This window comes from Cellulosilyticum sp. ST5 (assembly GCF_046529625.1).
Lineage (GTDB): Bacteria > Bacillota > Clostridia > Lachnospirales > Cellulosilyticaceae > Cellulosilyticum > Cellulosilyticum lentocellum.
In genome coordinates, this window is record NZ_CP132338.1 from 3,148,031 (window position 1) to 3,174,619 (window position 26,589).

The 26,589-nt window shown below is 35.6% G+C and carries 25 protein-coding genes and 3 tRNA genes; 4 read left to right on the top strand and 24 right to left on the bottom strand.

The annotated features are described in order from the left end of the window. Nucleotides 1-343 precede the first annotated feature (343 nt). The 23 genes from QTL86_RS15345 to modA form a co-directional block, all read right to left on the bottom strand. Entirely contained in the window at nt 344-1,057 is a 714-nt protein-coding gene (locus tag QTL86_RS15345; protein ID WP_410495329.1) for an ABC transporter ATP-binding protein, read from the bottom strand. A gap of 2 nt (nt 1,058-1,059) precedes the next feature. Next, nucleotides 1,060-1,824 carry an ABC transporter ATP-binding protein gene (locus QTL86_RS15350; protein WP_410495330.1) on the bottom strand — a complete coding sequence of 255 codons (765 nt, stop codon included), beginning with the start codon at nt 1,822-1,824 and terminating at the stop codon, nt 1,060-1,062. A 3-nt stretch (nt 1,825-1,827) separates the two neighbouring features. Beyond that, nucleotides 1,828-2,907 carry a branched-chain amino acid ABC transporter permease gene (locus QTL86_RS15355; protein ID WP_410495331.1) on the bottom strand — a complete coding sequence of 360 codons (1,080 nt, stop codon included), beginning with the start codon at nt 2,905-2,907 and terminating at the stop codon, nt 1,828-1,830. 11 nt (nt 2,908-2,918) lie between these two features. Beyond that, on the bottom strand, nt 2,919-3,818 hold the full coding sequence (locus QTL86_RS15360) for a branched-chain amino acid ABC transporter permease (protein ID WP_127065509.1): 900 nt from the start codon (nt 3,816-3,818) through the stop codon (nt 2,919-2,921). Between the two features lie 158 nt (nt 3,819-3,976). Next, complete coding sequence (locus QTL86_RS15365) at nt 3,977-5,164, bottom strand: ABC transporter substrate-binding protein (protein WP_410495332.1); 1,188 nt, start codon at nt 5,162-5,164, stop codon at nt 3,977-3,979. Nucleotides 5,165-5,396: 232 nt separating this feature from the next. Further along, a tRNA-Ser gene (locus QTL86_RS15370) sits at nt 5,397-5,482 on the bottom strand. Nucleotides 5,483-5,514: 32 nt separating this feature from the next. Beyond that, nucleotides 5,515-5,586 (bottom strand) — tRNA-Gln (locus QTL86_RS15375). Between the two features lie 23 nt (nt 5,587-5,609). After that, a tRNA-His gene (locus QTL86_RS15380) sits at nt 5,610-5,683 on the bottom strand. A gap of 92 nt (nt 5,684-5,775) precedes the next feature. Next, a complete protein-coding gene (locus QTL86_RS15385) occupies nt 5,776-6,732 on the bottom strand; it encodes a hypothetical protein (RefSeq protein ID WP_410495333.1) in 957 nt (318 codons plus the stop codon). Between the two features lie 167 nt (nt 6,733-6,899). Further along, nucleotides 6,900-7,571: a Fe-only nitrogenase accessory AnfO family protein gene (locus QTL86_RS15390; protein ID WP_190283496.1), complete on the bottom strand. Its 672-nt coding sequence runs from the start codon at nt 7,569-7,571 to the stop codon at nt 6,900-6,902. 149 nt (nt 7,572-7,720) lie between these two features. Then, entirely contained in the window at nt 7,721-8,533 is an 813-nt protein-coding gene (locus tag QTL86_RS15395; protein WP_410495334.1) for a homocitrate synthase, read from the bottom strand. Next, on the bottom strand, nt 8,508-9,491 hold the full coding sequence (locus QTL86_RS15400) for a hypothetical protein (RefSeq protein WP_127065504.1): 984 nt from the start codon (nt 9,489-9,491) through the stop codon (nt 8,508-8,510). Before QTL86_RS15400 ends, QTL86_RS15395 begins: the two co-directional genes overlap by 26 nt. Nucleotides 9,492-9,526: 35 nt before the next feature. Then, a complete protein-coding gene (locus QTL86_RS15405; RefSeq protein WP_410495335.1) occupies nt 9,527-9,835 on the bottom strand; it encodes a 2Fe-2S ferredoxin in 309 nt (102 codons plus the stop codon). A gap of 148 nt (nt 9,836-9,983) precedes the next feature. Next, nucleotides 9,984-12,677: a nitrogenase cofactor biosynthesis protein NifB gene (nifB, locus tag QTL86_RS15410; RefSeq protein WP_410495336.1), complete on the bottom strand. Its 2,694-nt coding sequence runs from the start codon at nt 12,675-12,677 to the stop codon at nt 9,984-9,986. Beyond that, nucleotides 12,674-14,041: a nitrogenase iron-molybdenum cofactor biosynthesis protein NifE gene (gene nifE / locus QTL86_RS15415; RefSeq protein ID WP_410495337.1), complete on the bottom strand. Its 1,368-nt coding sequence runs from the start codon at nt 14,039-14,041 to the stop codon at nt 12,674-12,676. Before nifE ends, nifB begins: the two co-directional genes overlap by 4 nt. Before the next feature lie 143 nt (nt 14,042-14,184). Continuing rightward, a complete protein-coding gene (locus QTL86_RS15420; protein ID WP_410495338.1) occupies nt 14,185-15,549 on the bottom strand; it encodes a nitrogenase component 1 in 1,365 nt (454 codons plus the stop codon). Beyond that, on the bottom strand, nt 15,549-17,159 hold the full coding sequence (locus QTL86_RS15425; protein WP_410495339.1) for a nitrogenase component I subunit alpha: 1,611 nt from the start codon (nt 17,157-17,159) through the stop codon (nt 15,549-15,551). The genes QTL86_RS15420 and QTL86_RS15425 overlap by 1 nt, the downstream gene beginning before the upstream one ends. Nucleotides 17,160-17,170: 11 nt before the next feature. Further along, the gene (locus tag QTL86_RS15430) at nt 17,171-17,563 is read right to left on the bottom strand and encodes a P-II family nitrogen regulator (RefSeq protein ID WP_410495340.1); all 393 of its coding nucleotides are present in this window, start codon (nt 17,561-17,563) and stop codon (nt 17,171-17,173) included. 12 nt (nt 17,564-17,575) lie between these two features. Continuing rightward, nucleotides 17,576-17,902 carry a P-II family nitrogen regulator gene (locus QTL86_RS15435; RefSeq protein ID WP_013655495.1) on the bottom strand — a complete coding sequence of 109 codons (327 nt, stop codon included), beginning with the start codon at nt 17,900-17,902 and terminating at the stop codon, nt 17,576-17,578. Nucleotides 17,903-18,027: 125 nt separating this feature from the next. Further along, complete coding sequence (nifH, locus tag QTL86_RS15440) at nt 18,028-18,846, bottom strand: nitrogenase iron protein (protein ID WP_410495341.1); 819 nt, start codon at nt 18,844-18,846, stop codon at nt 18,028-18,030. Nucleotides 18,847-19,163: 317 nt separating this feature from the next. Next, nucleotides 19,164-20,201 (bottom strand): sulfate/molybdate ABC transporter ATP-binding protein, encoded by a 1,038-nt coding sequence (locus QTL86_RS15445; protein ID WP_410495342.1) that lies wholly within the window; start codon nt 20,199-20,201, stop codon nt 19,164-19,166. Then, complete coding sequence (modB, locus tag QTL86_RS15450) at nt 20,198-20,899, bottom strand: molybdate ABC transporter permease subunit (RefSeq protein WP_127065496.1); 702 nt, start codon at nt 20,897-20,899, stop codon at nt 20,198-20,200. Before modB ends, QTL86_RS15445 begins: the two co-directional genes overlap by 4 nt. A 28-nt stretch (nt 20,900-20,927) precedes the next feature. Beyond that, nucleotides 20,928-21,806, bottom strand: a complete 879-nt coding sequence (gene modA / locus QTL86_RS15455; protein WP_410495343.1) for a molybdate ABC transporter substrate-binding protein — start codon at nt 21,804-21,806, stop codon at nt 20,928-20,930. Between the two features lie 351 nt (nt 21,807-22,157). Here modA and QTL86_RS15460 point away from each other — a divergent pair, with 351 nt between their 5' ends. From QTL86_RS15460 to QTL86_RS15475, 4 genes are read left to right on the top strand one after another with little or no spacing between them, the layout of a single operon-like run. After that, a complete protein-coding gene (locus QTL86_RS15460; protein WP_013655490.1) occupies nt 22,158-22,370 on the top strand; it encodes a molybdopterin-binding protein in 213 nt (70 codons plus the stop codon). Nucleotides 22,371-22,404: 34 nt separating this feature from the next. Further along, complete coding sequence (locus QTL86_RS15465; protein WP_410495344.1) at nt 22,405-23,364, top strand: substrate-binding domain-containing protein; 960 nt, start codon at nt 22,405-22,407, stop codon at nt 23,362-23,364. A gap of 14 nt (nt 23,365-23,378) precedes the next feature. Further along, entirely contained in the window at nt 23,379-23,669 is a 291-nt protein-coding gene (locus QTL86_RS15470) for a PqqD family protein (protein WP_410495345.1), read from the top strand. A gap of 23 nt (nt 23,670-23,692) precedes the next feature. Next, nucleotides 23,693-24,127, top strand: a complete 435-nt coding sequence (locus QTL86_RS15475) for a hypothetical protein (RefSeq protein WP_410495346.1) — start codon at nt 23,693-23,695, stop codon at nt 24,125-24,127. 123 nt (nt 24,128-24,250) lie between these two features. Here QTL86_RS15475 and QTL86_RS15480 read toward each other — a convergent pair whose 3' ends face one another. Continuing rightward, nucleotides 24,251-26,287, bottom strand: a complete 2,037-nt coding sequence (locus tag QTL86_RS15480) for an amylo-alpha-1,6-glucosidase (protein ID WP_410495347.1) — start codon at nt 26,285-26,287, stop codon at nt 24,251-24,253. Nucleotides 26,288-26,589: the final 302 nt, after the last annotated feature.

A 26,589-nucleotide genomic window follows, 5' to 3' on the forward strand; every position in this document is an offset into this window, starting at 1 on the left:
ATTCACTTATTATCCACAGCATTTATAGATTTATACACAAAATTATCCACCTTTAAGCGTTATTTTTGCAAAAACAGGTCAACTTTTGCCGTTGTTTTTAATAAAAACACATCACTAATATCCTTATTTCTTTCTTAAAACTAATCTTTCTAATAAAATAAACTAAGATTTACTTTTTTTGTTACTGCCTTCTCTTTTCTTTGGTAAAAATACTTTCTAAAATATATCTTTTAATCTATGTTAAAAATACTCTCTTTTCTATAATAGCTAAAAAGGACTGTTACTCTACTGCTAATGAATAAGCTAGCTGTATTTACAGTCCTTTTTATAACTCACGAATAGATTATCCTATTTTCCCTAAATATAATTCTTTTACTTGCTCATTATTTAATAAATCCATTCCAGGTCCCTCTAATCCTATGGTACCTGTCTCCATGACATAACCATAATCTGCAATCTTAAGTGCAGCATTAGCATTTTGCTCAATGAGTAGTATCGTCATTCCTGCTTTTTCATTTACTTCTTTTATAATGGCAAATATATCTTTTACCACTAATGGTGCTAATCCTAAACTAGGCTCATCCATCATAAGTACTTTTGGTTTTGACATAAGCGCTCTACCTACTGCTAGCATTTGCTGCTCTCCCCCAGATAAAGTTCCCGCTAGCTGATTTTTTCTTTCTTTTAAACGCGGAAAGATATCATTAACATAGTCTATATCTTTTTTAATTTCACTTTGATCTTTTCTAGTATAAGCCCCTATTTTTAGATTTTCTTCTACTGTTAGGTCTGCAAATACCCTACGACCTTCTGGCACTAAGGTAATGCCTTTCTTTACAATATCCTGAGTAGTGCAATTCATTATACTTTCACCTTTATAGGTAATTCCCCCTGATGCTGGTGTAATTAATTTAGTAATTGCTCTAAGAGTAGTAGATTTTCCTGCTCCATTTGCACCTACTAAGGTAACGATTTTACCTTCTGGAATTTGCATAGAAATGCCTCTAAGTGCTTCTATTCCTCCATATCTTACATATAGATTCTCAATGGTTAACATTCTTATTCCTCCTCTCCAAGATAAGCTTTAATAACAGCCTTATTATTTTGGATTTCAGTAGGTGTTCCATAAGCTATGGTTGTTCCATACTCTAATACATAAATACGTTCTGATATCCCCATAACCAATTGCATATGATGCTCTATTAATAAAATAGTTAAATCAAACTGATTTCTAATTTGTCTAATAAACTCTGTTAAATCTTCACTTTCCTTAGGGTTCATACCAGCTGCTGGCTCATCTAATAAAAGTAATTTAGGTTTTGTTGCCAAAGCTCTGGCTATTTCAAGTCTTCTTTGTAAACCATAAGGCAAACTTGAGGCAATATCGTCTTTATGTTCCAAGAGGCCAGTACATTCTAATATAGAAAGAGAATACTCTAACATTTCCTTCTCTTCTTTTTGAGCATTGGGTAAATGAAGCACTGAACTAAAAAGACCACTTTTTAGTCTGAGATGATTTGCAATCAGTACATTTTCTAATACTGTAAGGTTTTTAAATAGCCTGATATTTTGAAAGGTGCGAGCAATACCTAATTCAGCAATTTTATTTGGTTTCATTTTATTAAGACATTTACCATTAAATAGGATGCTTCCTATAGTAGGTGTATAAACACCTGTTATCATATTAAAAGCTGTAGTCTTTCCTGCTCCATTAGGCCCAATGATGGCCACGATTTCACCTTCATTTATTTCTATATTAAGTTCATTAACTGCTATTAATCCACCAAATTGCATGGTGGCATTTTTGGCTTCTAGCATCGGCATCTGCTACACCTCCTTAGTTTCTTGTGCTACTTTAGTTTGCTTTCTTTTAAATAGTCCCAGCAAACCACTCCAAGAAAATTCCTTGTTTCCAAATATACCTCTGCTCCAAAACAAAATAATACACATAAGCATGACAGAGAAAACAACCATACGCATACCTTCGATGCCTGGATAATGGATAAAACCAAAGTTAATTGGCTCATCTACAAATCTTAATATTTCTTGAGCACAAGTAATAATGAAAGCCCCTACAATTGAACCAGAGATGGAGCCTTGTCCTCCTAGAACAACCATCAACAATAAGGTATAAGCAAATGTAAATTTGAATTGTGTAGGATCAATCGCACCTACTAACGAACCTAATAACCCCCCTGCTATGCCTGCGATAAACCCAGACAATACAAAAGCTAACATTTTATGCTTAAATAAATTAACTCCCATTGCTTCTGCAGCTACTTCGTCTTCTCTAATTGCTTTTAAAGCACGTCCATAAGAAGTCTTCATCATAACTAACATAAATATCGTAATAATAGCTAATACACCAAATGCCATCCACATACTAACGTGATTAGGAATTTTATTAATACCTAGTGGGCCATTGGTGATATTTTGCATATTTTGAAGAATAACACGAATTATCTCTGAAAAGCCAAGGGTAGCAATTGCTAAGTAATCTCCCCTTAATCTTAAAACTGGAAAACCTATGATATAAGCACAGGCTGCTGCAAGTAACCCTCCTAAGACAAGAGCCACAATAAATGGAAGATGTGCACTCTCTAAAAATGCTGGCATAGGTGACATATAAAATACAGATTGTTTATCAGACTGTGTGAGAGTTAATATAGCTGTAGTATATGCACCTATTGCCATAAAACCTGGTTGTCCTAATGAAAACAAGCCAGTGAAACCATTAACCATATTCATGGACAGAGCACAAATAGCATAGATAGCACTTAATTTTATAATGCGAGAAACATATTTTCCGAATACAGGTTCTGCAATAAATAAAAATATGATCAGCACTGCAATAGCAATTAAAGAAAGGATTATATTGTTTTTTTTACTTAAGTTGATCTTTTTCATTATAATCCCCCCTATACCTTTTCAGCTATTTTCTCACCAATAAGCCCATTTGGTCTTACAAGTAAGATAATAATAAGTAAAATGAATGAAAAAGCATCTCTATATCCCGTTAAAGATGGAATAAATGCTACAATTAATACTTCTATTAATCCTAGTAATAGCCCCCCTACTACAGCACCTTTGATATTACCAATACCACCAATTACTGCTGCAATGAAACATTTCATTCCCGGCATAACACCCACATCTGGTTTAATCTGCAAGTATTTCATTCCCCACATGATAGCTCCAACTGCTGCAAGAGCTGAACCTATCCCAAAGGTGGCTGTAATTACTTTATTAACACTAATCCCCATAAGTCTTGCTGTTTCTACATCTTTTGAAACAGCTCTCATAGCCATACCAGTTTTTGTATGATTGATGAGATAGAGAAGTGCCAAAAGTAGCACTAAAGTAATAATAGGCACCATAATGGCAAGACGTTGTATATGTATACCTCCTATAGTTATCATATCCGTAAAAAAAGGAATTTGAGGAAAGTTTTTAGGACGCCCTGTAAAAAGCACTGTTGCTAAGTTTTCCATAAGATAAGAAGCACCTATTGAAGAAATCAATAGCGAAATGCTTGGAGCCCCTTGCTCTCTAAGAGGTTTATAAGCTACTTTTTCTGTTGCAATTCCCAATAAAGCGGTTAAAGCAATAACTAATATAAAAGAAATGTACCAAGGTACACTGAATATGCTAATACTAAAAAAGGCTATGTACATGGCCATCATAAATATATCACCATGAGCAAAGTTGATAAGTCGTAAAATACCGTAAACCATTGTATAACCAATTGCTACTAGAGCAAACAAGCTACCTAACGTTAGCCCATTAACTAGTTGTTGCAAAAAAATCTCTAAGGTCATAGATCTGCCTCCTCATTTTTATTACTACTCCTCTTTCATCACATTCTAGTAAGGTTTTCTTCCATATGATTAGAAACAAGAGGGGTTATCCCCTCCTGTTTTAATACTGTCTCAATAAGTATCTAGTTTTGTAATACTTTAATAGCGTGTTTTATTAATTACTCTGCTGATACAGAATCTACATAAGTAAATTTACCATCTTTAATTTCTTTGATAACAGCACTCTTAGTTGCATCCCCGTTTTCATCAAAATTAATGTACCCTGCTACTCCCGGGAAATCTTTTGTCTCTTTAAGCGCTTTTTGAATAGCTGCTGGATCTGTACTACCCGCTCTTTCAATGGCATCAAGTACTACATTGTATGCATCGTAAGCAAGTGCTGTAACAGCTGCTGGTTCTTCCCCATTATGGCTAGCTTTATAGTTTTCAACAAAAGTTTTAGTTTGTGGTGTGAAATCTGCATTGGAATCAAAGAAAGTAGAGAACAATGCACCTTCTACTTCTGTACCACCAATCGTTATGAACTCAGGTGTTTCCCAAGTATCTCCACCCAAGAATGGTGTTGTTACGCCTAATTGACGAGCTTGTTTGATAAGCATTGAACACTCTGTAAAGTTACCTGGTGCAAAAATAATATCTGGATTGGCTTTGGATATATTAGTGATTTGTGCATTAAAGTCTTGATCTCCTGATTGATAATCTGCTGTGGCAACAATACAGCTCTCATCTCCGCCATTTAAGCGGATGAATTCATCAGTGAAGAACTGTGCAAGGCCTACTGAGTAGTCAGCTCCTACTTCACGAGTAACTGCCGCTGTTCTAGCACCTAATTTATTGTACGCATAGTTGGCCATTACTTTTCCTTGATAAGGATCGATGAAACAAACTCTAAAGTACCAATCATTACCTTGAGTAACTAATGGGTTAGTACAAGATACACCTACAGTTGGTATACCTGCTTCTTTAATAACATCTCCAGCTCCGATAGAAGGTGTTGAAGAATATGAACCAATAATAGCAGCAACTTTATCTTTTTCAATTAATCTTGAAACGGCATTAGCCGCTTCTACTTTTTCAGATTTATTATCTGCAATAACGAGTTCAACTTTTTTACCTAATACTTCGCTTCTTTCAGCATAGGCAATCTCAATCCCTTCTTTTTCAATAGCTCCGCCTGCTGCTAGGCTTCCTGTGATTGGTTCAAACACTCCAATTTTAATAACATCCTCGTTAGAGCTACTTGCTTTGTCAGTTGCTTTACCTGTGCTAGTACAACCTGTTAGAAGCATACCGCATAATAATACGCTTGTTGTAAGAGCAGTTAACCTTTTAACTATTTTTTTCATATTAAATCCCCCTTTACATAATTCTTTTTAAAAAACAAAAAAGGTGCTATGAGCTGTACTGGCTCATAGCACCTTTGCTATTTATCCCTATCATATAGCCGAACAATACATTTGTCAATATTTTCTTCACATACGAATTATATCGACTATTCCAACTGCTTGTTAGTATTTCCTGTCAACGAAAAAGTGGTACAGCATTGAACTGAATCATTGCCATACCACTTTTATATAACGGAGAGACTGGGATTCGAACCCAGGGAGGTGTTACCCTCGCCGGTTTTCAAGACCGGTGCCTTAAACCAACTCGACCATCTCTCCTTATTAAATTAAAGTAGAATTTATCCTACTAACAGGGCTAGGAGGATTCGAACCTCCGAATGCAGGAATCAAAATCCTGTGCCTTACCGCTTGGCGATAACCCTACATTACTATTTTCATAGTAAAGGGTGGGTAATGGGGCTCGAACCCACGACACCTGGAACCACAATCCAGTGCTACTACCAACTGAGCTATACCCACCATCTTGCATTCATGTCGTCCTGACGACTTGTTTAATATATCATGTATTATATACATACGTCAAGCGGTTTTTTACTTTTTTTATAAATTATTTATGAGCAATTTTTACACCCCTGACAATTACCGCATTCATGCCCTATTTCTTCAAAACCTATTTGTGTGGTGCTCCACTTAAAATCATCTTTGTTAAGTCTATAAGTAGTATGCTCATCTACAATCATAACTTGATTTTCGAGAAAGCTAATTGTTATAGGTGAAATAACCCATCTCTCAATATCTAACTGACTTCTTACTAAATGAGGTGCAATCACCTGTTCTTCTCCTTGATCGTTATTCATTCGTATAGCAGTTGATACAGTTGTTATTCCTTTTATTCTTCCATCTTCGTCTAGAATAAGAGAATTAGTGTCGCCGTGTATACCAATAGGCTCATTGCTATAGGCCATAATATCTCCTATTGGTGTCTTTATCTTGGTAGGTACATATGGTTCTAAGGACTTAATATTACCATTCTCATAAAAAGCTATACCTAACCTTATAGCAATATTCTTCTTATGAAGCTGAACTATTAGAACTTCCTTACTCCATAAGCTAAGACTTTTTAAATATCCACTAGGATAAAAGCAATAGCTATTCATTTTATTACTTACTTGCAGCTCACCTATTTTTAAAGTAGCTTTTTCTGCCAATTGGTATTCTTCTTCTTCTGACCAATACCCACTGACTTGACCATAAAGAGGAAATAAGCGGTGAATAGTTCCTTGTTTATAAAATGTAATAAATTCTCCCTTAACAGTCCCTACTGTAGTATTTACAATTACAGGCTCTTTTAAGTAAATACTTTTAAGTTCTCCTGTATCATAAAAGCTGATAGCTTCCCTCAATTTAGTACGTGTATCCATGTCTCCATATTGTGGCACAAGAAAGCCTATGGAAGTGGTTATGGCATTATATTTTTCTAGTTTGCAGCTTCTAAGATTACCATTTTTATAATAAACAAGATCTGTAGCCCCTTCTAATACACCATAGGATGTTTCTATTCTTTTCATATCATTTCCTCCTTAACTTTATCATCTATTCTAATTAGGTGCCTTTATACAATAAGTGAACACTCTTCACGAAATAAAATCTTTATATAACTTTAAACAATAGATCTATATCTCAAGTCATAAGTTAACTATTAAAAAGATGAGTAATATATTTATTGACTATAAACTTAGCAAGAACATACTTTATGAGTGATACTAAGTGTATAGATTCCTTGCCCCCTACTGATACTCATTATTAAACTATTCTGCTCTAAATAATTTTCTAACCAAGGCATAACATGACTGCAATTAACTTTTAGACTACGAAATATAGTATTGCTGAAAAAAGGAAGAAGTATTTTCTTAGAACTCATTTCCGGATAAGCCTTTTGTACGGCTATCATATCAATAAAGTAGTTATCCGCCCCATCTAATGGTATGGGAGACCTACTTATATGCTCTGTTGACATCAAATGATTACTCCCTTCACCTTCTAATTCCATTGTTTGTTTTTTGCTTGTTTCCTCTGGTATTTTGTAATAATCTTCGTAGATTTGTTCTAAAAGTAGCATTGAAAATGTAGGTGCCTCACATAATTCATATCCTGCTCTGATTAATAAATAATAAGGCACACCAAGAATAAGTGTGCCTACTATGACTTTGCAGCACTTTAATTTTTCTATAAGCGCTAAGGTAAAGTTCTTTATGTCATTTTCTCTTTTGTATGCTAAATCTTTTGTTTCTGTCATTTGTGTTACTTGCCATTCACCTGCTTTTTCATAAATATAGATTAATGTAGCATCTACAAAACTAGCTAGTTGTTTTTCCTCATTTAATAATACCGCTATCTTATTACTCATTATTGTCCTCCTTAAACCCATCTTTTTTAAGTATAGTATCGCTCCTCTTTGATTCTTATCTTTCATAGATTACTTTACACTATACACATTCTTCTCAGGACTTCTATTTCTCCATAGCGTGATACAGAGACTTCATTGGTATGAAAGCTTCATGCTAATTGACCTTTGCCTAGGATTTGCTCTAATCTTTGTTCTACTTTTTTAATATGACTCTTATTAATTCCGAAGTCAAAATACCTTTCAGCTGCATGAACTAAATCATAAAGGTTGCAGTTACCTGTACGTTCCCCAAGTCCACCTAAGGTACAATCTACATGACTAGCTCCTGCTTTAAGCCCTTCAATAGAGTTTGCAACCGCCATACCTAAATCATTGTGAACATGAATTTCTACCTCTATGTCTACTTGATTCATTAATTCCTGAACCATAGTTCTTGTACGGCTTGGTGTCAAAACACCCACGGTATCTGCTATACGAATAAGCTTTATCCCTAATTTACTTACTAATTTTGCAGTACTAATAATATAACCCATATCCGCTCTTGAGGCGTCTTCGAAACCTATAGTCACTTCTATTCCTTGATTATGGGCTATTTCAATGCAATCTACTAAATTTTTTTGTATCCACACTTTATTTTTCTTTAACTTGGTATAAATCTGTATATAAGATATAGGCGTTCCAATATGAATAATATCCGGGCTGCAACAAGTAGCATGTTTGATATCCTCTGTATTAGCTCTAGTCCAAACAGAAATTTGTGCTTGTTTTTTTCTTTTCATCACGGCTTTGAGATAGCTTATTTCTCCTGCTCCCAAACTAGGAATGCCCGCTTCGATTTCATGAACACCTATAGCATCTAATAGTAATGCTATTTCTAATTTTTCTTCTGGTCTTAAGGCTATGCCTGCTTGTTGTTCGCCATCTCTTAGGGTCGTATCAACTATCTTTCTCTTTTCTCTCATAAGCCATCACCTCTCTTACTATGACTATAAATTCTTCATCACTTATGCTCCTTCTTTTTTTCATGCTTACTTGCTTTACTGCGAGAAGTAACCGCCTCATATGCGCCTCATCTAGCATGGGGATTTGACACTCTTTAAGCTTCGCTGCTACAGCTGAGCTTCCTGAATGCTTTCCTATAACAATGGTTCTCTTTTGACCTACCTCTGTTGGAGAATATGCCTCATAAATCGCTTCCTTTTTCATAATGCCATCTACATGAATGCCTGATTCCACACAAAAAATAGCTTCTCCAATAATAGGTTTATTCTTTTGTATATGTTCTCCTGTCATTTGTTCAAAAAGAGTTTTAAGCTGAACTAAAGCACTTATATCTTGATTAATCTTATATCTACTGGTTATTCTTAATGCCATTAATACTTCTTCTGTGGCAGCTAATCCCCCTATACCTGTAAAACTAGTTGTTACTTCTTTTCCCCCTTTTAAAGCCCACTCTACAGCAATTGCAGTGGCACAATGATACAGATTTTCAGGGCAAAGATTAACTTTGCTATTTTTTAATGTAGTCATAATCTCTTGCATTACATAGGTATAATTGTGACAAAGCAAATCGTCTAAGCCTATAATTCTTATATAACTACAGTGTTCATAGGCTTTGAGCTGCACAACCTCTCTAATATCATTCATTTGAATTTGGCCAATAGTCCCCTCTATTTGAGACCTAGGGATAATCAGCTTATAAACATCAGGATAAACTTTTACACTCTCTGGTGTATTTAATAAAGTCAAATAAAACCTAAAGCCTTCTGGTAAACTCTCTAGTAGCTTATAAATCTTTACTGAAATCTCTAAATCTACAATGCCAATGTCTCTCATGAGGTAGCAAAATGTAAGTACTTGCTCCTTACTTGGAAGGCAATGATCGAGTCTAGCTAAGGTTGAATCGATTATTCTAATCATTCCTCTCCCTCACCTTCTCTATTTTTATAGTTTTATTAGATAAGTAGGTCACTAACAGGTCTGCCATTTTCAAAATGTTCTTCTACAATGCGCTCTACATCATCTTCCGATACATTACCATACCATGCTCCTTCTGGATAAACCACTACGATAGGCCCTTTATCGCAGATGCCGAAGCATCCTGTATTGTTAATAACTACATCTCCTGATAAGCCCCTATCTTCAATCTCCTCCATAAATCTTTCTACAATCCCAACTGAGTTCTTAGAATGACAAAAACCTTTTTGCTGACCATTAATCCTGCAACTCGTACATATAAAAACATGATATTTAGATTGAACCATTTAAAACATCCCCTTTTTAATTTGACTTTTATTAACTTAGTATTTATGAAAATAGAGAGCAAAGCTTTGAAAAGAAAACCCCTCCTCTAATCTCTTGTCTATTGCCTATTAACATCTCTTTTTATTACATACTTAAACAAATAATATTTTACATAGCTTCAACTGCTTTTTTAATAGCATCTGGTATACGATCATAGGTGCTAAACACTTGAATGCCCTTTTCTTTTAGCTTACTTTTTGGCGATTCTCCTATTCTTAAAGTAATAACGCCTTGGCAATCTTCAATAGAATCTATAATTCTTGTAATCTTATCTTCTTTTTCATCACAAGCATCTTTACCCATACAGTACTTATTAATTTTTCTCTTCTCTATGTATGTTGCTTCTTCTCCTTGGTAATCGTAAATGTAAAATTCTTCAACATGCCCAAAATGTTGGTCTACAATCATGCCACTCTTAGAAGCTACTGCAAAACGATATGGCTTTTGGATTTGCTGTTTAATAGGACTGCACTTACCTCGGCAGCTACCTAACTCAATGCTTAAGTCCTCACCTAAAATACCAATAGCATCTGCTCTACATTGCTTGCAGTGATACATTTGTTTCATAGTTTCACCACAATTTTTTCTAATCTTATTAATCTCTACTTGACTAGCCATAGGTAAATCTTCAAAAGCACTTCCCTTAACTGGAATAAGCTGCATAATATTAGTCATGTAGCAATCTAGCTCCTTCATCTTAGCTACTACCTCTGGAATATGCTCATCATTGATACCTTTCAAGGTAACAATATTTATTTTACAAACAATACCCTTGCTGGTTAATAGTTTAATACCATTGAGCTGATTGGTTAAAAGAATTGCTGCTGCTGTTTCCCCAATAAAATGCATACCCATATAATCTACATACTTATAAACCTTCGCTCCTATTTTAGGATCCACAGCATTTACAGTGACTGTGACATGACTGACTCCTAAATCCACTAATTCCTGTGCATAAAGTGGAAGCATTAAGCCATTGGTAGATAAACAAAAGGTAATATCGGGATCATAGTCTCTAATGATCTGCAAGGTTTTCTTGGTTTCATCAAAGTTCGCTAGAGCATCTCCAGGTCCTGCAATACCTACCACACTGAGATTTGGCAATTTTTCTTTAACAACCTTAAAACGCTCAAATGCTTCTTCCGGCGTTAGAATAGTAGTTGTTACACCTGGCCTGCTTTCATTAGGGCAATCAAATTTTCTGACACAGTAATTGCACTGAATATTACACCTAGGTGCTATAGGTAAATGAATTCTTGCATGCTCATGAGCGCCACAATTATAGCAAGGATGTGTCTTGGTTTTCTCTAACATTGTTTCTTTACTTAACATGTTCTTCACCTCCAGCATGTCATTACTTTGTGTGAATTCTTTTTCTTTGGCTTTATCTTTTATTATTTCTTCTACTTTGCCAGCACTTTCTTCTTTATAATAAGCATTAAACAAATTTTCTCTAAAACTGGTTTCTGTTACAGCTAAAAGTGCATTAGAAAGTTCATCTAAAAAGGTCAGTGAACCTTCATAGCCTAGAGTACGCAGTCTCTGTCCTCCTACCCTGTCATGAATAGGAAAGCCTCTTCTTACTAGTGGGATATGGTATTTCTCCTCTATACGCCTGCCATCTGAATTACCTATTAATAAGTTGGCCTTATACTGAATGGCTAAAGCTTCAATAGTTTTGAAATCAATATCATCTACAACTTGAAAGTCTTCTATAAAATAGCGTGCTGCTACATCTCTTAATTCTTTTTCTAATAAACTTTTTAATTCTGGACAAACACTACCTGTAGCTACTACTATTGGCATAATGCCGTTCTCTGCAGATAATCTAACTGTTCCAAGAATGAAATCTGGATCGCCATAAATAACAGCTCTGCCGCCACTATTATATTTATGACTATCAATCATAGCATCTAAATATCTGCTTCTCATCTCTACAAGCTCTTTGGGAATAGGGTTACATGAAACTTCTGATAATACCTTATAGAAAGTATCTGTATCTCTAAGCCCCATGGGCAGATTTAATACTTTACAAGGTACACCATAATGCTCTTCTAAATATTTCCCGGGCGATAAAGCTAGGGGAACACTGCAAAACTCTATGGTCATTCTAGAACCAGCCATTTTTTTGATTTCTTCTATAGAAGTTCCACCAGAAGGAAGTCTATTATAAGCTTTTGAAAAACCCGCATCTAAGTTAGAGGATAGATCAGATAATAAAATAGCTTCTATATTAAATAAAGCAAATATCTTCTTTAAATACCTAGTATCAGCCGGACTAATCATTCCTGTAACCACATTGACTTTTTCATGTTTTTTCATAGACATTTTCACTTGAGCTACTATTTGAGTAAGGGTATTAAAATAACCATTAAACTCTGTACCGCTGTAGCCTGAGGAATGCACCGGTAAAATAGTGATATTCTGATACTCTGGATAACACTCATAGAATTTTTCCACAATACGCTTAATATCTTCTCCTATGGTTTCTGCAAGGCAGGTAGTCGCTACGCCTATTACCTCTGGCTCATATAAATCAATGACATTCTTTAAGCCTTTGAGAAGATTTTCTTCTCCTCCATAGACTGTACCATGCTCAGTTAAAGAGGAGGAAGCCACATCTACTGGTTCATTATAATGAGTCGCCATATGCCTTCTAATATAAGTACTACAGCCTTGGGAACCATGCAAAATCGTAATACACTTTTGAAGCCCATAAAAAGCTGTTACAGCACCCATAGGCATACACATTTTACACGGGTTTGTATTCAAATGAACCAATGGTTCTACTTTTGTCTTCATCCCCATCCCTCCTCTAGCTTTAAATAATCCCATATTGGGTGATTGATACTTGAATTAATTTCTTTTGTAAAATTAACAACGCCTTCAAAGCCTGCTAAGGGATGCTTTCTTTCATGGTTATGATCACAAAAGGCAATGCCTAGTTTATACGCAAGTGGCCTTTCTTTCACACCCCCTACTAAAATATCTGCTCCTTTTTCCTTTAAAAAGGTTTCTAGTTCTGCTGGATTGGCATCATCTAAAATAACAGTATCTGAATCTACTAAGCTGGCTATAATCTCATAATCTTCCTTTTTACCTGTTTGCGTACCAACCACTACCGTTTTAATCCCTAAGGTTTCAAACTGTCTAATAAGAGAAATGGCTTTAAAGCCTCCTCCTACATAAATGGCTGCTTTTTTCCCATTTAAATTATTTTTATATTTATTCACGAAGGCTTTTAGCTCCGCTGTTTTTCGCTTTGTTAACTCTATAGCCTTTTCTCTAGCTTCCATATCTCCTAGAGCCTCTGCTATTCTAATAAGAGAACTGGTAGTATCCTCTATTCCAAAGAAACTAACCTTTATAAAAGGTATTCCCATCTCTTCTTCCATTCTTTTAGCCAAATAGGTACTAGATCCTGCACATTGCACTACATTTAAAGCAGCACCAGGTGCTTTAATTAAGCTTTCATAATCTGAATCTCCTGTTAAGCCTGCTACAACTTCTATACCGATTTGTTTTAGATAATCTTTAATAATCCACATCTCCCCTGCTAGATTAAAATCACCTAATATATTAATTCCTTTTACCTTTTCTCTATCCTTATAAGGTTTTATAACCTCCATAATCGCATTACAGGCCATACGATATCCTGTCGATTTATTCCCCGAAAAGCCTGGGGATTTAACTGGAATAACTGGAATCCCATATTTACTAGACATGGTTCTGCAAACTGCATCTACATCATCACCTATAACACCTACGATGCAAGTAGCATAGATAAATATCACTTTAGGATGATACTTAAGAGCCACTTCTTCAATAGCTGCAATTAACTTCTTCTCTCCTCCAAAAATAACATCTGTTTCTCTTAAATCTGTAGAAAAACTATTGCGATATAAATCATCTCCACTACTTAAGCTTCCTCTAATATCCCATGTATAGCTAGCACACCCAATAGGTCCGTGTACAATATGAAAAGCATCCGTTATTGGATTAAGTACAACCCGCGCACCACAATAGACACATGCCCTTTGGCTAACGGATCCAGAAACACTGTCCGTGTCACACTTAATGCCCTGCCCACTGCAAGTAGATTCCATTAACCGTATAGAGTCTTTTCTATCTTCTAAAATGCTTTTTTCCAAAGTTGTTTTCTCCATTAAGCCCATTTTTAACACTTCCCTTCGTTTCCTTCTCCTGTTAATTCAAGTACACAAGAGTGGATAGAAGAAACGGTCCTCTTTCCTGCTCTTGTGTATATACCTATTAATATTTTGAGGGAATATTTAATAGATTTTAGATTCTACATAACAACTTCTAAGTCTTTTTCTTCACAGTGGCTATCTTGATAATCCATGAGTGCATTAGCTATAAGCTCTGCCATTCTCATGGCTCCTTTATAACCTACTAACGGCATATAAGAATGAATATATCGGTCAATGATAGGGAAGCCCATTCTTACGAGTGGTATATCTTCTGCTCTAGCAATGGTTTTGCCATGAGTACCACCAATGAGTAAATCAACCTTTTCATTTTTAATCCATTGATGTAATAAAAATAAGTCTCCATCTGCCTTGACGGTGCAACCTTCCACACCGAATTTGTCTAGTAGCGCTTTTCCTGCGCTTTCAAATTGGCTACCTGGCGTACCTGTTAACATATATTTAGGAATCATACCTAATTCAAGAGCAAAAGCTGCTATGCCTAATACTGTATCTGGGTCACCATAAATGGCTACCTTTTTACCATAGGTATAAGGATGAATGTCAATCATCATATCCACTAGCTGACCTCTTTCTTCTTCAATGTTTGCAGGTACATCCTCTTTAGAAAATGCTTGAAGTGCTAGCATGAATTCATCAGTTGCTTCAACACCCATAGGAAGAGGTAATGATTTAAAAGGTACACTGCATTTTTTCTTAAGTGCCTCTGCTGAAGCTTCTGAAGTCTGCACCCCTAATGCAATGGTTTCTTTACAATCTCCAAGGGCTTTAATATCATTAATTAAAGTGCTTCCCTTTGGAAACATCTCGTATTTCCCTGTCATTGGTCCATCTAATACACCAGTTGTATCAGGAAGCATAATGAAAGGTACTTTCATAGCATTTAACAGCTTTTTATACTCTCTCATATCTCCTGGATTTACAAAGCCTGGCATCAAACATACTTTTTCATTAGAGGTCCCTGTTTTAGTGGCTAAGTAGTTAATAAATCCTGTTACCATGTTAGTGAAACCAGTGACATGAGAACCTTTATAGCTTGGTGTATTACAATGAACCACATATTTGCCTTCTGGAATGCTCATATCTGTAATCAAAGCATTAAGGTCATCACCAATAGTTTCTGATAAGCAAGTCGTATGAACAGCAATGATTTCTGGATCATATAAATCAAAAATATTCTTTGTAGCTGTTTTTAAATTGCTACCACCACCAAATACAGAAGCGCCTTCTGTGAAGGAACTAGATGACGCCATAACCGGGTCTTTAAAATGTCTTGTTAAATACATTCTGTGAAAAGCAACACAGCCTTGAGAACCATGACTATGAGGTAAACAACCATGCACACCTAAAGCTGCATATAATGCACCTACTGGCTGACAGGTTTTAGCTGGGTTAATACGAAGTGCTTTTCTATCACATATTTCTTTTGGTGTATAATTAAGCATTATGCTTCACCTCCTAATGTACCTTGAATACTAGGAACCTTTTGCCATGGCGCTCTAATATAACTCCAAGCTGGTGTATAAAGTCCCATGACAAGGTCATGACCAAATGTTATAGCTCCTCTAAAACCTGCATAAGGCCCACTATAATCATAAGAATGTAGTTGCCTTGAGAGCATACCATTTTTCTGAGTCACAAATTTATCTTTAATACCTGAGAAAAAGACATCTGGTTTTAATACCTTTAAAAATTCTTCTGTTTCAAAATGATTTAAGTCATCAGTGATAATAGCGCCTTCTTCCATGCCCTTAAACATACCTTCGTAATAGTTAAGCGCTACACCTTTTTCAAGGAGTTTTTCTTTTTGCTCCTGTGTTAAAAGTACTTTGTAATATTTGGGATCTGGCTCTACTTCAATACTTTCAATATTCTTGCTATCTGCATCTGGCTTAATATCAGGAATAACTTCTCTTCCTTCATAATCATCTCTATGAGCAAATTCATAACCAGCTAATACTGTACGTACACCGAAATCTTTTAATAAAAGTTGATAATGATGGGATCTGGAACCTCCTACATAAAGAGCTGCCGATTTACCTTTTAGCTTGCTTTTGTAGTAATCTAACTCATCAGTAATGGCCGCTATTTCATCAGCTATCACTTCTTCGATTCTAGCTTTTAGCTCTTCATCCCCAAAATATTCTCCTATGTCTCTAAGAGATTTAGCACTTGATTCAATACCTACAAAATTAACTTTCAGCCAATCAATACCATATTTATCCTGCATCATCTCAGCTACATAGTTAATGGAACGATGGCACTGAACAAGATTTAAGTGAGCTAAGTGGGAATTTTTAAGGTCTCGATAGCTACCACCACCTGTAAATACAGAAACAACTTCTACACCACAGCGTTTTAAAAGTCTCTCAACTTCCCAGCCATCACCACCGATGTTATATTCACCTAATAAATTCACACTGTATTGGGTCTTTGGTTCTTTATCTCCTGTGCCTATGATATAACGAATCAATTGATTGTTAGCAATGTGATGACCTGCTGATTGGCTTACACCCTTGTAGCCTTCACAGCTAAAAGCAATGGCTTTGGTTCCAAGTTCAGTTTCAGTCCACCTTGCTACTGCGTGAATATCATCTCCAATCAGCCCAACTGGACAAGTAGAACAAATAAGCACGATAGCAGGATGAAAAATATCAATTACTTCTGTAATCGCTTGTTTTAACTTTTTCTCACCACCAAATACAATGTCTGGCTCTTGCATATCTGTTGAAAAGCAGTATTCTAAATAGCAATCTGCTTTCTCTCCATCTTTTTCATCTGCAAAAGCTTTATGTCTTCTCGTTCCCCAAGCATAGAAAGCACATCCAATAGGTCCATGCACAATGATAGCTGCATCTTTAATAGGCCCCAGTACAACACCTTTACATCCTGCATAGCAACAACCTCTTTGGGTGATGATGCCAGGTATGGCTCTTGTATTAGCCGTTATGGTATCTTTATTTCCTTCACCAATGGCAATAACATGCTCTTTTCTATTTTTATAAACTCTCGCACTATACTTCTCTAATACTTTTTCTCTTAAATCTGAAGCCATATCCTCACCTCCTAATAGGAAGAATCTATATCGTCTACGGTTTTTCCATCTCTTACACGATATGATTCCATAATAGGTAATACAAATATTTTGCCATCTCCCGGATTCTCTGTACTATTCACTTCCATAATGACTTCTACAAGGCGTTTGACCTCTTCATCAGGTACTACTAACACAAAACACCTTTTAGGAATTAGTCTTGAAGCTTCTGTAATATACTCACCTACTGGTGAAACAGGCATAGCTTCTGCTTCTAGAATAGTCTTTACTACGGATGGGTCTATAGGCTTTTTGCCTCGACCCATCACTTTTCTACAGGTGAATGCAGGAAAACCCGCTTCAGCTAATGCATTTTTTGTAGCATTAACCTTATTCTGTCTTACAATTGCCATGATTTCTTTCATAGACAGCCCCTCCTATAAACCTGATGATTTCGTACTAATGGTGTAAGCTTCTTCTACTGGACTTACGAAAATACGTCCATCACCAAAGTTACCTTTTTCACCTGTTCTTGCATATTTCATAATCATTTTAACCACATCATCTTTATCTTCATCTTTGACAACCATTAAAAGCATCTCTTTTGGAATCTCATCATAGTAAACCTCTCCTACCTTAACACCTTTCTGTTTACCACGCCCAAATACATCCATCTTGGTAACTGCAGGAAAACCCGCTGAAAGAAGTTCAGATAAGACCTCTCCTACTTTATGAGTTCTAATAATTGCACGAACCAATACCATATGTTCTACCTCCCTTAATTTAAAATAGTAGTAAGCAATTAATAATGAATAATTGTAAGTGATTGGTTTGTTTTATCTTTCATTTTCATTCTTAATTCTTACTTTTTAATTCTTAATTGCTCTTCTCAGTCCAAAATACCATGTTGCATTAAAATAGATTCTAGTTTATCTATTGATAATGGTTTAGGAATAACAAACATATCATTGCCATCTACTTTTCTTGCAAGTTCTCTATATTCATCTGCTTGTGGTTCTTGTGGACTAAAATCTATAACTGTTTTTTTGTTAATTTCTGCCTTCTGTACGGCATTATCACGAGGTACAAAGTGAATCATCTGAGTCCCTAACTCCTTAGCAACAGCTTTCACCAGCTCTGCTTCCCCATCTACCTTTCTTGAATTACAAATTAGTCCACCAAGCCTTACACCACCTGTACTTGCATATTTCATAATACCTTTAGAAATATTGTTAGCTGCATAGAGTGCCATCATCTCACCTGAACATACAATATAGATTTCTTGAGCTTTACCTTCACGAATAGGCATTGCAAAACCACCACATACAACATCGCCTAATACATCGTAAAATACATAATCTAAATCTGATTCATAAGCACCCAACTGTTCAAGTAGGTTAATAGAAGTAATAATACCACGACCTGCACAACCAACACCTGGTTCTGGTCCACCTGATTCTACACCTTTGATTCCGCCATAGCCTTCTTTCAAAATGAAGTCAAGGTCAATATCTTCACCTTCTTCACGAAGGGTATCAAGTACTGTCTTCTGTGCAAGTCCCCCAAGTACAAGTCTTGTTGAATCTGCTTTAGGGTCACATCCAACGATCATAACCTTTTTCCCCATTTCTGCTAAACCTGCTGTTAAATTTTGTGTTGTTGTTGATTTACCAATTCCGCCTTTACCATAAATCGCTACTTGTCTCATAACCCTACCTCCTATTTTCAAATACTATGATTTTATTTTACAAACGCTTAGAGAACCTGCTTATTTTTACTTCCCGGGCTGGTAAAAATAAAAACAGCGCAGAAAATGATACTACTCATTTTTCTACGCCGTTGTAAAAAACGTTATTTATTTTTGTGATTCCCTATGCTCTCATTATAGGAATCCTTATATGGGCTTTCAATGATATGATATTACTAAAAATTGTTCACAATTTACTGAATATTTTTGTTTATAATAACACATAACTTTTTGGAAAAAAAGAGGTAATTTTATCAGAAAACATTTTAAAAGCCTCTCTACTCTAAGAGTATCAAGGCTTTAGGCGGAATAAAAATATTTATTTCTTTTGAATTTGGTACTTGCGCTTTAGAAAACTTACAGCATAAAGGCTGTGCTGGTCTACTTTTTTTCTCCTGTACTAAATAGTCTATTTCAAAGGGAAATTCTAAATAACTCAGTATTTCCATGTTAAAATAGTTATCGTTTACTTGACCTTCTAACTTAATATCATGTGCTCTAACCCCTACATATTTAGCGGATGCTTTAATTTCTTCTTTAGTGGTCAGCTTAAGATTCCAATCCACTGCCAAAAGCTGATGTTTACCTAATCTTTTTATAGGAGAAATATTTTTACAACCCGTTAACTGTGCTACTGCCATTTTCCTTGGCTGGCAAAAGATATCTTTTGTACTGCCTTCTAATAAGGCCCTTCCATTCTCCATGACAATGAGCTGATCACAAAAGGTATAAAGTTCATCTCTACTATGAGATACCATAATTATATCTCCTTTAAAATCTTCCAAGACTTCTAGAAGTTGTTTCGCTAAGGCATCCTTTAAAAAACTATCTAAAGCTGAAAAAGGTTCATCTAATAGGAGGACCTCTGGCTCATACGCTAAAATTCTAGCTAGGGCTACTCTCTGCTGTTGCCCACCCGAAAGCTGTGAGGGATAATGCCCTTCCAAACCCTTTAATCTGAACCTTTCGATTTGATCACTTATCTTTTCTTTGATTTCCATCTTACTTCCTCTCATGCCTATACTAATATTTTCTTCAACCGTCATATGAGGAAATAATGCATAATTTTGAAACAAATATCCTACCTTTCTTTCTTGAGGGGGTATATTAATTCTTTGTGCTTTATTAAAAAGGGTTTTATCCCCTAATCGAACTACTCCTTTATCTGGCTTTTCCAAACCAGCTATACATTTTAAAGTCATACTTTTACCACAACCAGATGCCCCTAAGATTCCCGTGCATTTTCCCCTTGTTGTAAAAGCCATATCTAGTTCAAAGCCCTTTAGCTTTTTATGAAGTGCCACCTCTATACTCACATAGTCCACCTCCTCATTTGCTTCATCCCCTTACCGGAAATCATGTTAATGGCTAAAACAATCACGAAGGAGAGAATGACTATAACTGTCACCCAAAATCCTGCCACTTCAAAATTTCCTGCTGATACTTCTGAAGCAATAGCTAAAGCTATGGTCTGTGTTTTCCCTAAAATATTGCCTGCTAGCATAGAAGTAGCGCCATATTCGCCAATGGCCCTAGCAAAGGTAAGAACTGTCCCTGATGCAATCCCCGGCATGGCAATAGGCATAACAATCTTCCAAAAGATTTTTCGCTCTGACATCCCTAAGGTTCTACCTGCAGCAATCATATTTACATCTACCTGTTCAAAAGCTGCCCTTGCATTACGATACATAAGTGGAAAAGCAATAACTGCTGCTGCTAATACACATCCTGGCCAACTAAGTACTACCTTCACCCCAGTATTAATCCATAAATATTTGCCAATTGGCCTTTTAAGGCTAAATAGAAGTAATAAGAAAAAACCTGCTACTGTAGGAGGTAATACAAGAGGGAGAGTCAAAATGCCATCTACAATCCACTTCATCGTATTCCCTAATTTCATTACAAATCTAGCTGCTAAAATCCCTATGAAAAAAGCAAGTATAGTTGCTACTATTCCTGTTTTTAAAGAAATAAAAAGTGGACTCCAATTTACTTCTGTAAGCAGTGCCTCCATTGTACTTCCCTCCTTTTATAATCAAAATTTATTTGTTATGACTAGTAAAGCCATAGGCTTCTAAAACCTTGATTGCATCTTCCGTTTGTAAGTAAGCTACAAATTCTTTAGCTGCTGTTGTCTCTGCATCACTGGCTTCTGCATTCTTGATAAGTCCTACTGGATAAACAACTGGCTTTTCTAAACTTCCGGCAGGTGCTTCGGCAATAATGTCAACTGAGTCTTTAACAGAATTAGCATCTGTAGCATATACTACACCTACTTCATTACTGCCTTCGCTGACGGCTGACAGGACTGCTGTTACATTCGCACCTTCATTAATTTCCCTAGCCATGACTTGATCTAAGATGCCAAGACTGGTAAAAATCTCTCTTGCATACGAGCCAACAGGTACATCTTCTCCTGCCAAAGCAAGATTAGCAGCTTTCGTAATATCTTCAAAACCAGTAACAGCTGTTTCACCTCCTACTGGTTTAATAAGTACAACTTTGTTCTCTAATAGCTGTACAATTGAATCTGGTAATACATAACCGCCATCATTAAGTACATTCATTTGTTTCATTGCTGCTGAGAAGAAAACATCACACGCTGCTCCTTCTTCAATTTGTTTTTGAAGGGTACCAGAACTATCTGCATTAAATGTAATCTCTACTTCGGGATGAAGCACCTCATAATTGTTTTGTATTTCTGTCATAGCATTTTTTAAACTAGCTGCTATAAATACTTGCAAGTTAACTTTTTCCTTTGGTGTTTCTGTAGGCTCAGCTTGTGGTGTTTTCGTTTCCTTTGCCACCTCAGGTGAAGCTGAGACCTTAGCTTTATTAGCTTCACTTTCCTTGGCACTACATCCAACAAGTACTACTAATAACACTAACATCATCATTAAAAGTCTTACACGTTTCTTCATATGCTCTCCTCCATTTCACTATTTTGTTGTTTTGTTTCCTTTTGTTAAGTTTTGTTCATTTTGGTATAGGAACATCTAACTACATGAGCCCCCTTGTGTCAACGAATGTAAGTCATTTACGTCTATATACAGTAGCCAATTCATTTTTCTCATCCATGTTATACTTCATTATGTACTATCCACGGATTGTTTGAGTAAGTATTTTTGTTCATAATCAAGTATGCCTGCTTCTCATAATCATTATGTTCTGCATGAAATTTTACATTCTTTAGCCTTCCTATATACTTTTATCCTTAAACCCCTATAATAAAAACTATATTTTTATATGACTACTTTAGGAGGTGCATAGCCATGAAGGTTAGTGCAAGAAATCAACTCAAAGGAAAAATCGTTAATATTAGTGAAGGCGCCGTTAATTCTATTGTTTCTTTAGATATAGGGGGCGGAAATATTATTGTTTCTACTATTTCAAAATCAGCCGTAGAGGATTTACAGCTTCAGATTGGTTCAGATGCTTACGCCCTGATTAAAGCCACATCTGTTATGATTGGCATAGAAGATTAAGGGTAAAAAATCACTCCAGAGAGGGGGTAGAAAGATGGAAAAACTATACAAACCTCAAGAGATAGCCGATCAGCTCAAAATTAAAAAGCACACTGTCTATGACCTCATTAAAAGAGGTGAATTGCAATCTACCAAGATTGGTAAACAACTTAGAATATCTGAGGTTCAGCTTAATACTTACTTGCAGCTTTCTCCTTCTACAGTAGCCACATCCTCACTTGTTAATCATACTTCTACTCCCTCTTCTCATTACCCGGAAAATGCCCTACTTAAAACTGAGTTTTTAAAGCATTCAAGTGGTCTCATTATTTGTGGCCAAGATCCTGTTCTTGATATGCTTTGTTCCTATATTGAAGCACATCCTTTAGGTCTACCTACTCTTCGTTCTTATATGGGCAGTTATAATAGCCTTTATGCCTTATACTTTGATAAAGTTCATTTGGCTACTACTCATCTTTGGAATGGAACAGATCATTCCTATAACCTTTCCTACATCCATCATTTGCTTCCTGGTGTAGAGACAGTAGTCATTCATCTCTTTAAGCGTATGCAAGGCTTTTATGTACAAAAAGGTAATCCAAAGTCAATTATTGGATTTCAAGACTTAGTAAGACCAGGAATCACTTTTGTTAATCGTGAAAAAGGAAGTGGTACAAGAGTATTGTTAGATGAACATCTTCGTCTTAAAAACATTTCTCCTCTCTCTATTACCGGCTATGAAAAAGAAGTTTTATCTCATACCACTTGTGCAGGTCAAGTAGCGATGGGTATGGCAGATGTGGCCATAGGCCATGCCAATGTCCTAGAACAATTTCCTACCCTTGATTTTATTCCTATCCAACAAGAAAACTACGATATAGTATTTAAAAAATCTGCACTCAAACAACAAATTTATGAGGTAATTACTCAGATTATCCAATCAAAGACTTTTAAAAATCAACTTTCTTATTTATCCGGCTACGACTTATCAGAGACTGGAACTATTATTCATTAAGGAAGGAGCCTCCAATGTTTATTAAAACACTTAAAATCAAAAAAGGATTTATACTCAGAGAATTAGGTGGCGAGTTTTGTTTAGCTTATGAAGCAGACACCAATAATAGGGCATTAGATGGCCTACCTTCTATTAATGAAACTGGTATCTTCTTATGGAATCAATTAGAAAAAGGTTGTACACCTGAAGAACTCATTTCAGCTCTTGTTACTAAAAAGCATTTAGACAGAGAAGATGCTGAAGCAGATGTTGGCGAGTTTCTAGCTAAACTCATTAATGGAAAAGTTGTGGATTATACAAAATAAAAGTGATTTAAAGGGGGATTCATATGGATTGTAGTAAAAAAATAAATTGTAAACTTTTTATAGATGAGAAATATTATAAGAAATTAAATGCTACAGGAAAGGAAATATTCATATATGATGAAGCTTCTGGCCTTTACTATAGTTATTTCCCAGCTGAGGCTTGCAGTGAAGAAATACTTTACAGTTGCATTATTGCATACTGTGAAATAACCCTTATTGACTTTAATAATATTTATAGTATTACTGACCAAGTGGATTTGAGCTGTGATATTTTTAGACTAGGTACCTCCAAACAGTATTTTACCCTGCTCATCACTATTACTTATCCGGATCAAATAGAAGCCTTTCATGATATGATGACCTTTGAAATTACGAGGCACACTTCTGATAGCTTTAACTTTAAACTTCTTGGTGACCAAACGATTTTTTCCTTAGATCAACTGAGTCATACATTCTAAAATCACTCTAGCCATTTCATTAATATTTTATATATTAATCCCTCCTACTCTTTGTAGTAATAAAGGCCTACAAGTGCTGCATCACTTGTAGGCCTTTATTATTAATAATCGAAATATTATCTTCTAGCAAAACATCTTTTTGTGTGCTTCTTCAAGTTTTATTCTACCACCCAAAAGGTCTTCATAATAAACTCTTAGTAATTCTCCCACGCTCCAAGCCTGGGCATAGCAGCCTCTTGCAAAATGTGGGCTGCCTCCATCGAATATTTCTGCAATCGTTCCCAAACATTGATTTTCAAGGTCTACCTCTTGATCGCTCACAAGACCTTCTACAAATTCTAGTGCTTCTTTACTATACTGATTTACCTTGCAATAAGCCGTAAAAAATGCTCCTATAGGAAAGCCCCAAGTTGTTCCTTGATGATAAGCCATATCTCTATCAAATAGTTTTCCTTTATAAGTCGGATGATAGTCTGGATGAGCAGGGGTTAAGCTTCTTAAACCATATGGCGTATATAAATCTTCAAAAACCTTACGAACCACACTTCTTTCTTTTTCTTTTGGAAGCATAGTAAAAGGAAGTGAAACTGCCCAAATTTGATTTGGCCTTATGCTACTGTCCCCACCTTTTTCATCCACTACATCATACAAACAGCCATCTGCTTCATTCCAAAAAGCCTTATTAAAAGATATCTTTACCTTTTCTGCAAGCTCTTCATAACCTTCTTTTTGCCCATTTTCAAACTTCTGCTCTAAGCATGCCATAATCTTTAATGCATTATACCACAAAGCATTAATTTCTACTGGCTTGCCATGTCTTGGTGTCACTACAATATCATTTACTCTTACATCCATCCAAGTGACTTGGTCTAAGCCTGATCCTGCCCAAATAAGGCTATCCTCCCCCATATGTATTGAAAAATGTGTACCTTCCTTATAAGCTTTTATGATTTTCTTTAAATAAGGATAAATCTCTTTTTCTACAAAAGCTGTACTTTCTTCATGATTGCTATAAAGTAAATAACTATAGGTAGCATGTACAAACCATAACGAAGCATCTACTGTATTATAAAGAGGCTTTCCTTGATTACTAGGAAACATATTAGGAATAAGGCCATCTTTTTCATATAATACAAAGCTCTTAAGTATTTCCTTAGCATCATCAAAACGTCCTGTAGATAAAGTAAGCCCATTAAAGGCAATCATAGTATCTCTACCCCAATCTAAAAACCAAGGATATCCTGCCAAAATTGTTTTACTATTGATAGAATCCCTTTGTACAATAAAATGGTCTGCAGCTATAGGTAAGTATTTAGCCATTAATCTCTCTTCTTTAAAGGTATTTCTAAGTTTACTTATGCGAAGCTTTTCTTGTTTGACTACCTTTGCTGGATTTATGTTTTCTTTTTCTAAAGTACATACAATATAAACAGTTTTCTTTTCATAAGGTGCTATATTTATTTCATAACTCCCAGGCTTATAAAGCTGCTCAGTGCAAGGGTCTCCGGTGGTTTGATCCACATCATAAAAGACTTTTTCAGTAAGCTGCTCTTCATCTTTAAAATCTCCTTCTGTACTCCAAAGCCGAATAAGCATTTCTTTATTAAATTGAGGAATAAACTGCTGCTCATTTTTTAATGCTTTACTTGTTTTATTATTTTCTTGATTCCCTTTTTCAAAAGTTAAATTAACCTTTTTAGAACACTCCCCAGGATTTCTACATGTCAAAAATGGTGAAACATCTAACACGGCTTCCTTACTATTATTGCAAATGTCATACGCAATAACGACTGTATTTTTTCCATATGCCAAAGCTACTTGCTTATCAATCACCAAGCCATTAATCACATAACGGTAATGTGGGAGGCCATCATAGGAAAAACTTTGCTGATTCTCATAACCCTTTACAATATTTTTTTGATATTTAGTGGTTGTTAAAGGATAACTTTCCCCCTCACAAATCACTTGTTCTTGCAATTTATTTAATATCATATAACGCTCTTCTGGCGAAGTTAAACAAGCTATCAGTAGACCATGATACTTTCTACTATTAGCCCCTGTCATAGTGGCTCCTGCAAAGCCACTACGACCATTCGTAATGAGCCACTCTCTTTCTATGCCTCTTTCATAACTCGTCCAATCTCTTTTTCCATATCTCATTATATTTTCCCCTTAAATGAACTTTATTAATTACTCTATTGTAACTATTCATTTCATTATAATTCATTTTTTGAAAAATTTTAATTAGATAATTATATTCTTGAGTACATTTATATAGATGTATTTAAAATAAAGCATTAAACTAGAGTCTATTCAGCTTAGTTCTTAGATCAGGTGCACCAACTAAACTAAATAGAGCTCCTCCTCTTTGATTTAAGCTTTTACTATGAGCTACGCTAAACCTCCAAGAAGCATCAAGGTGCTGAGGAGCTACTTATAATGCCTTTTTAGAGGAAAGTTCG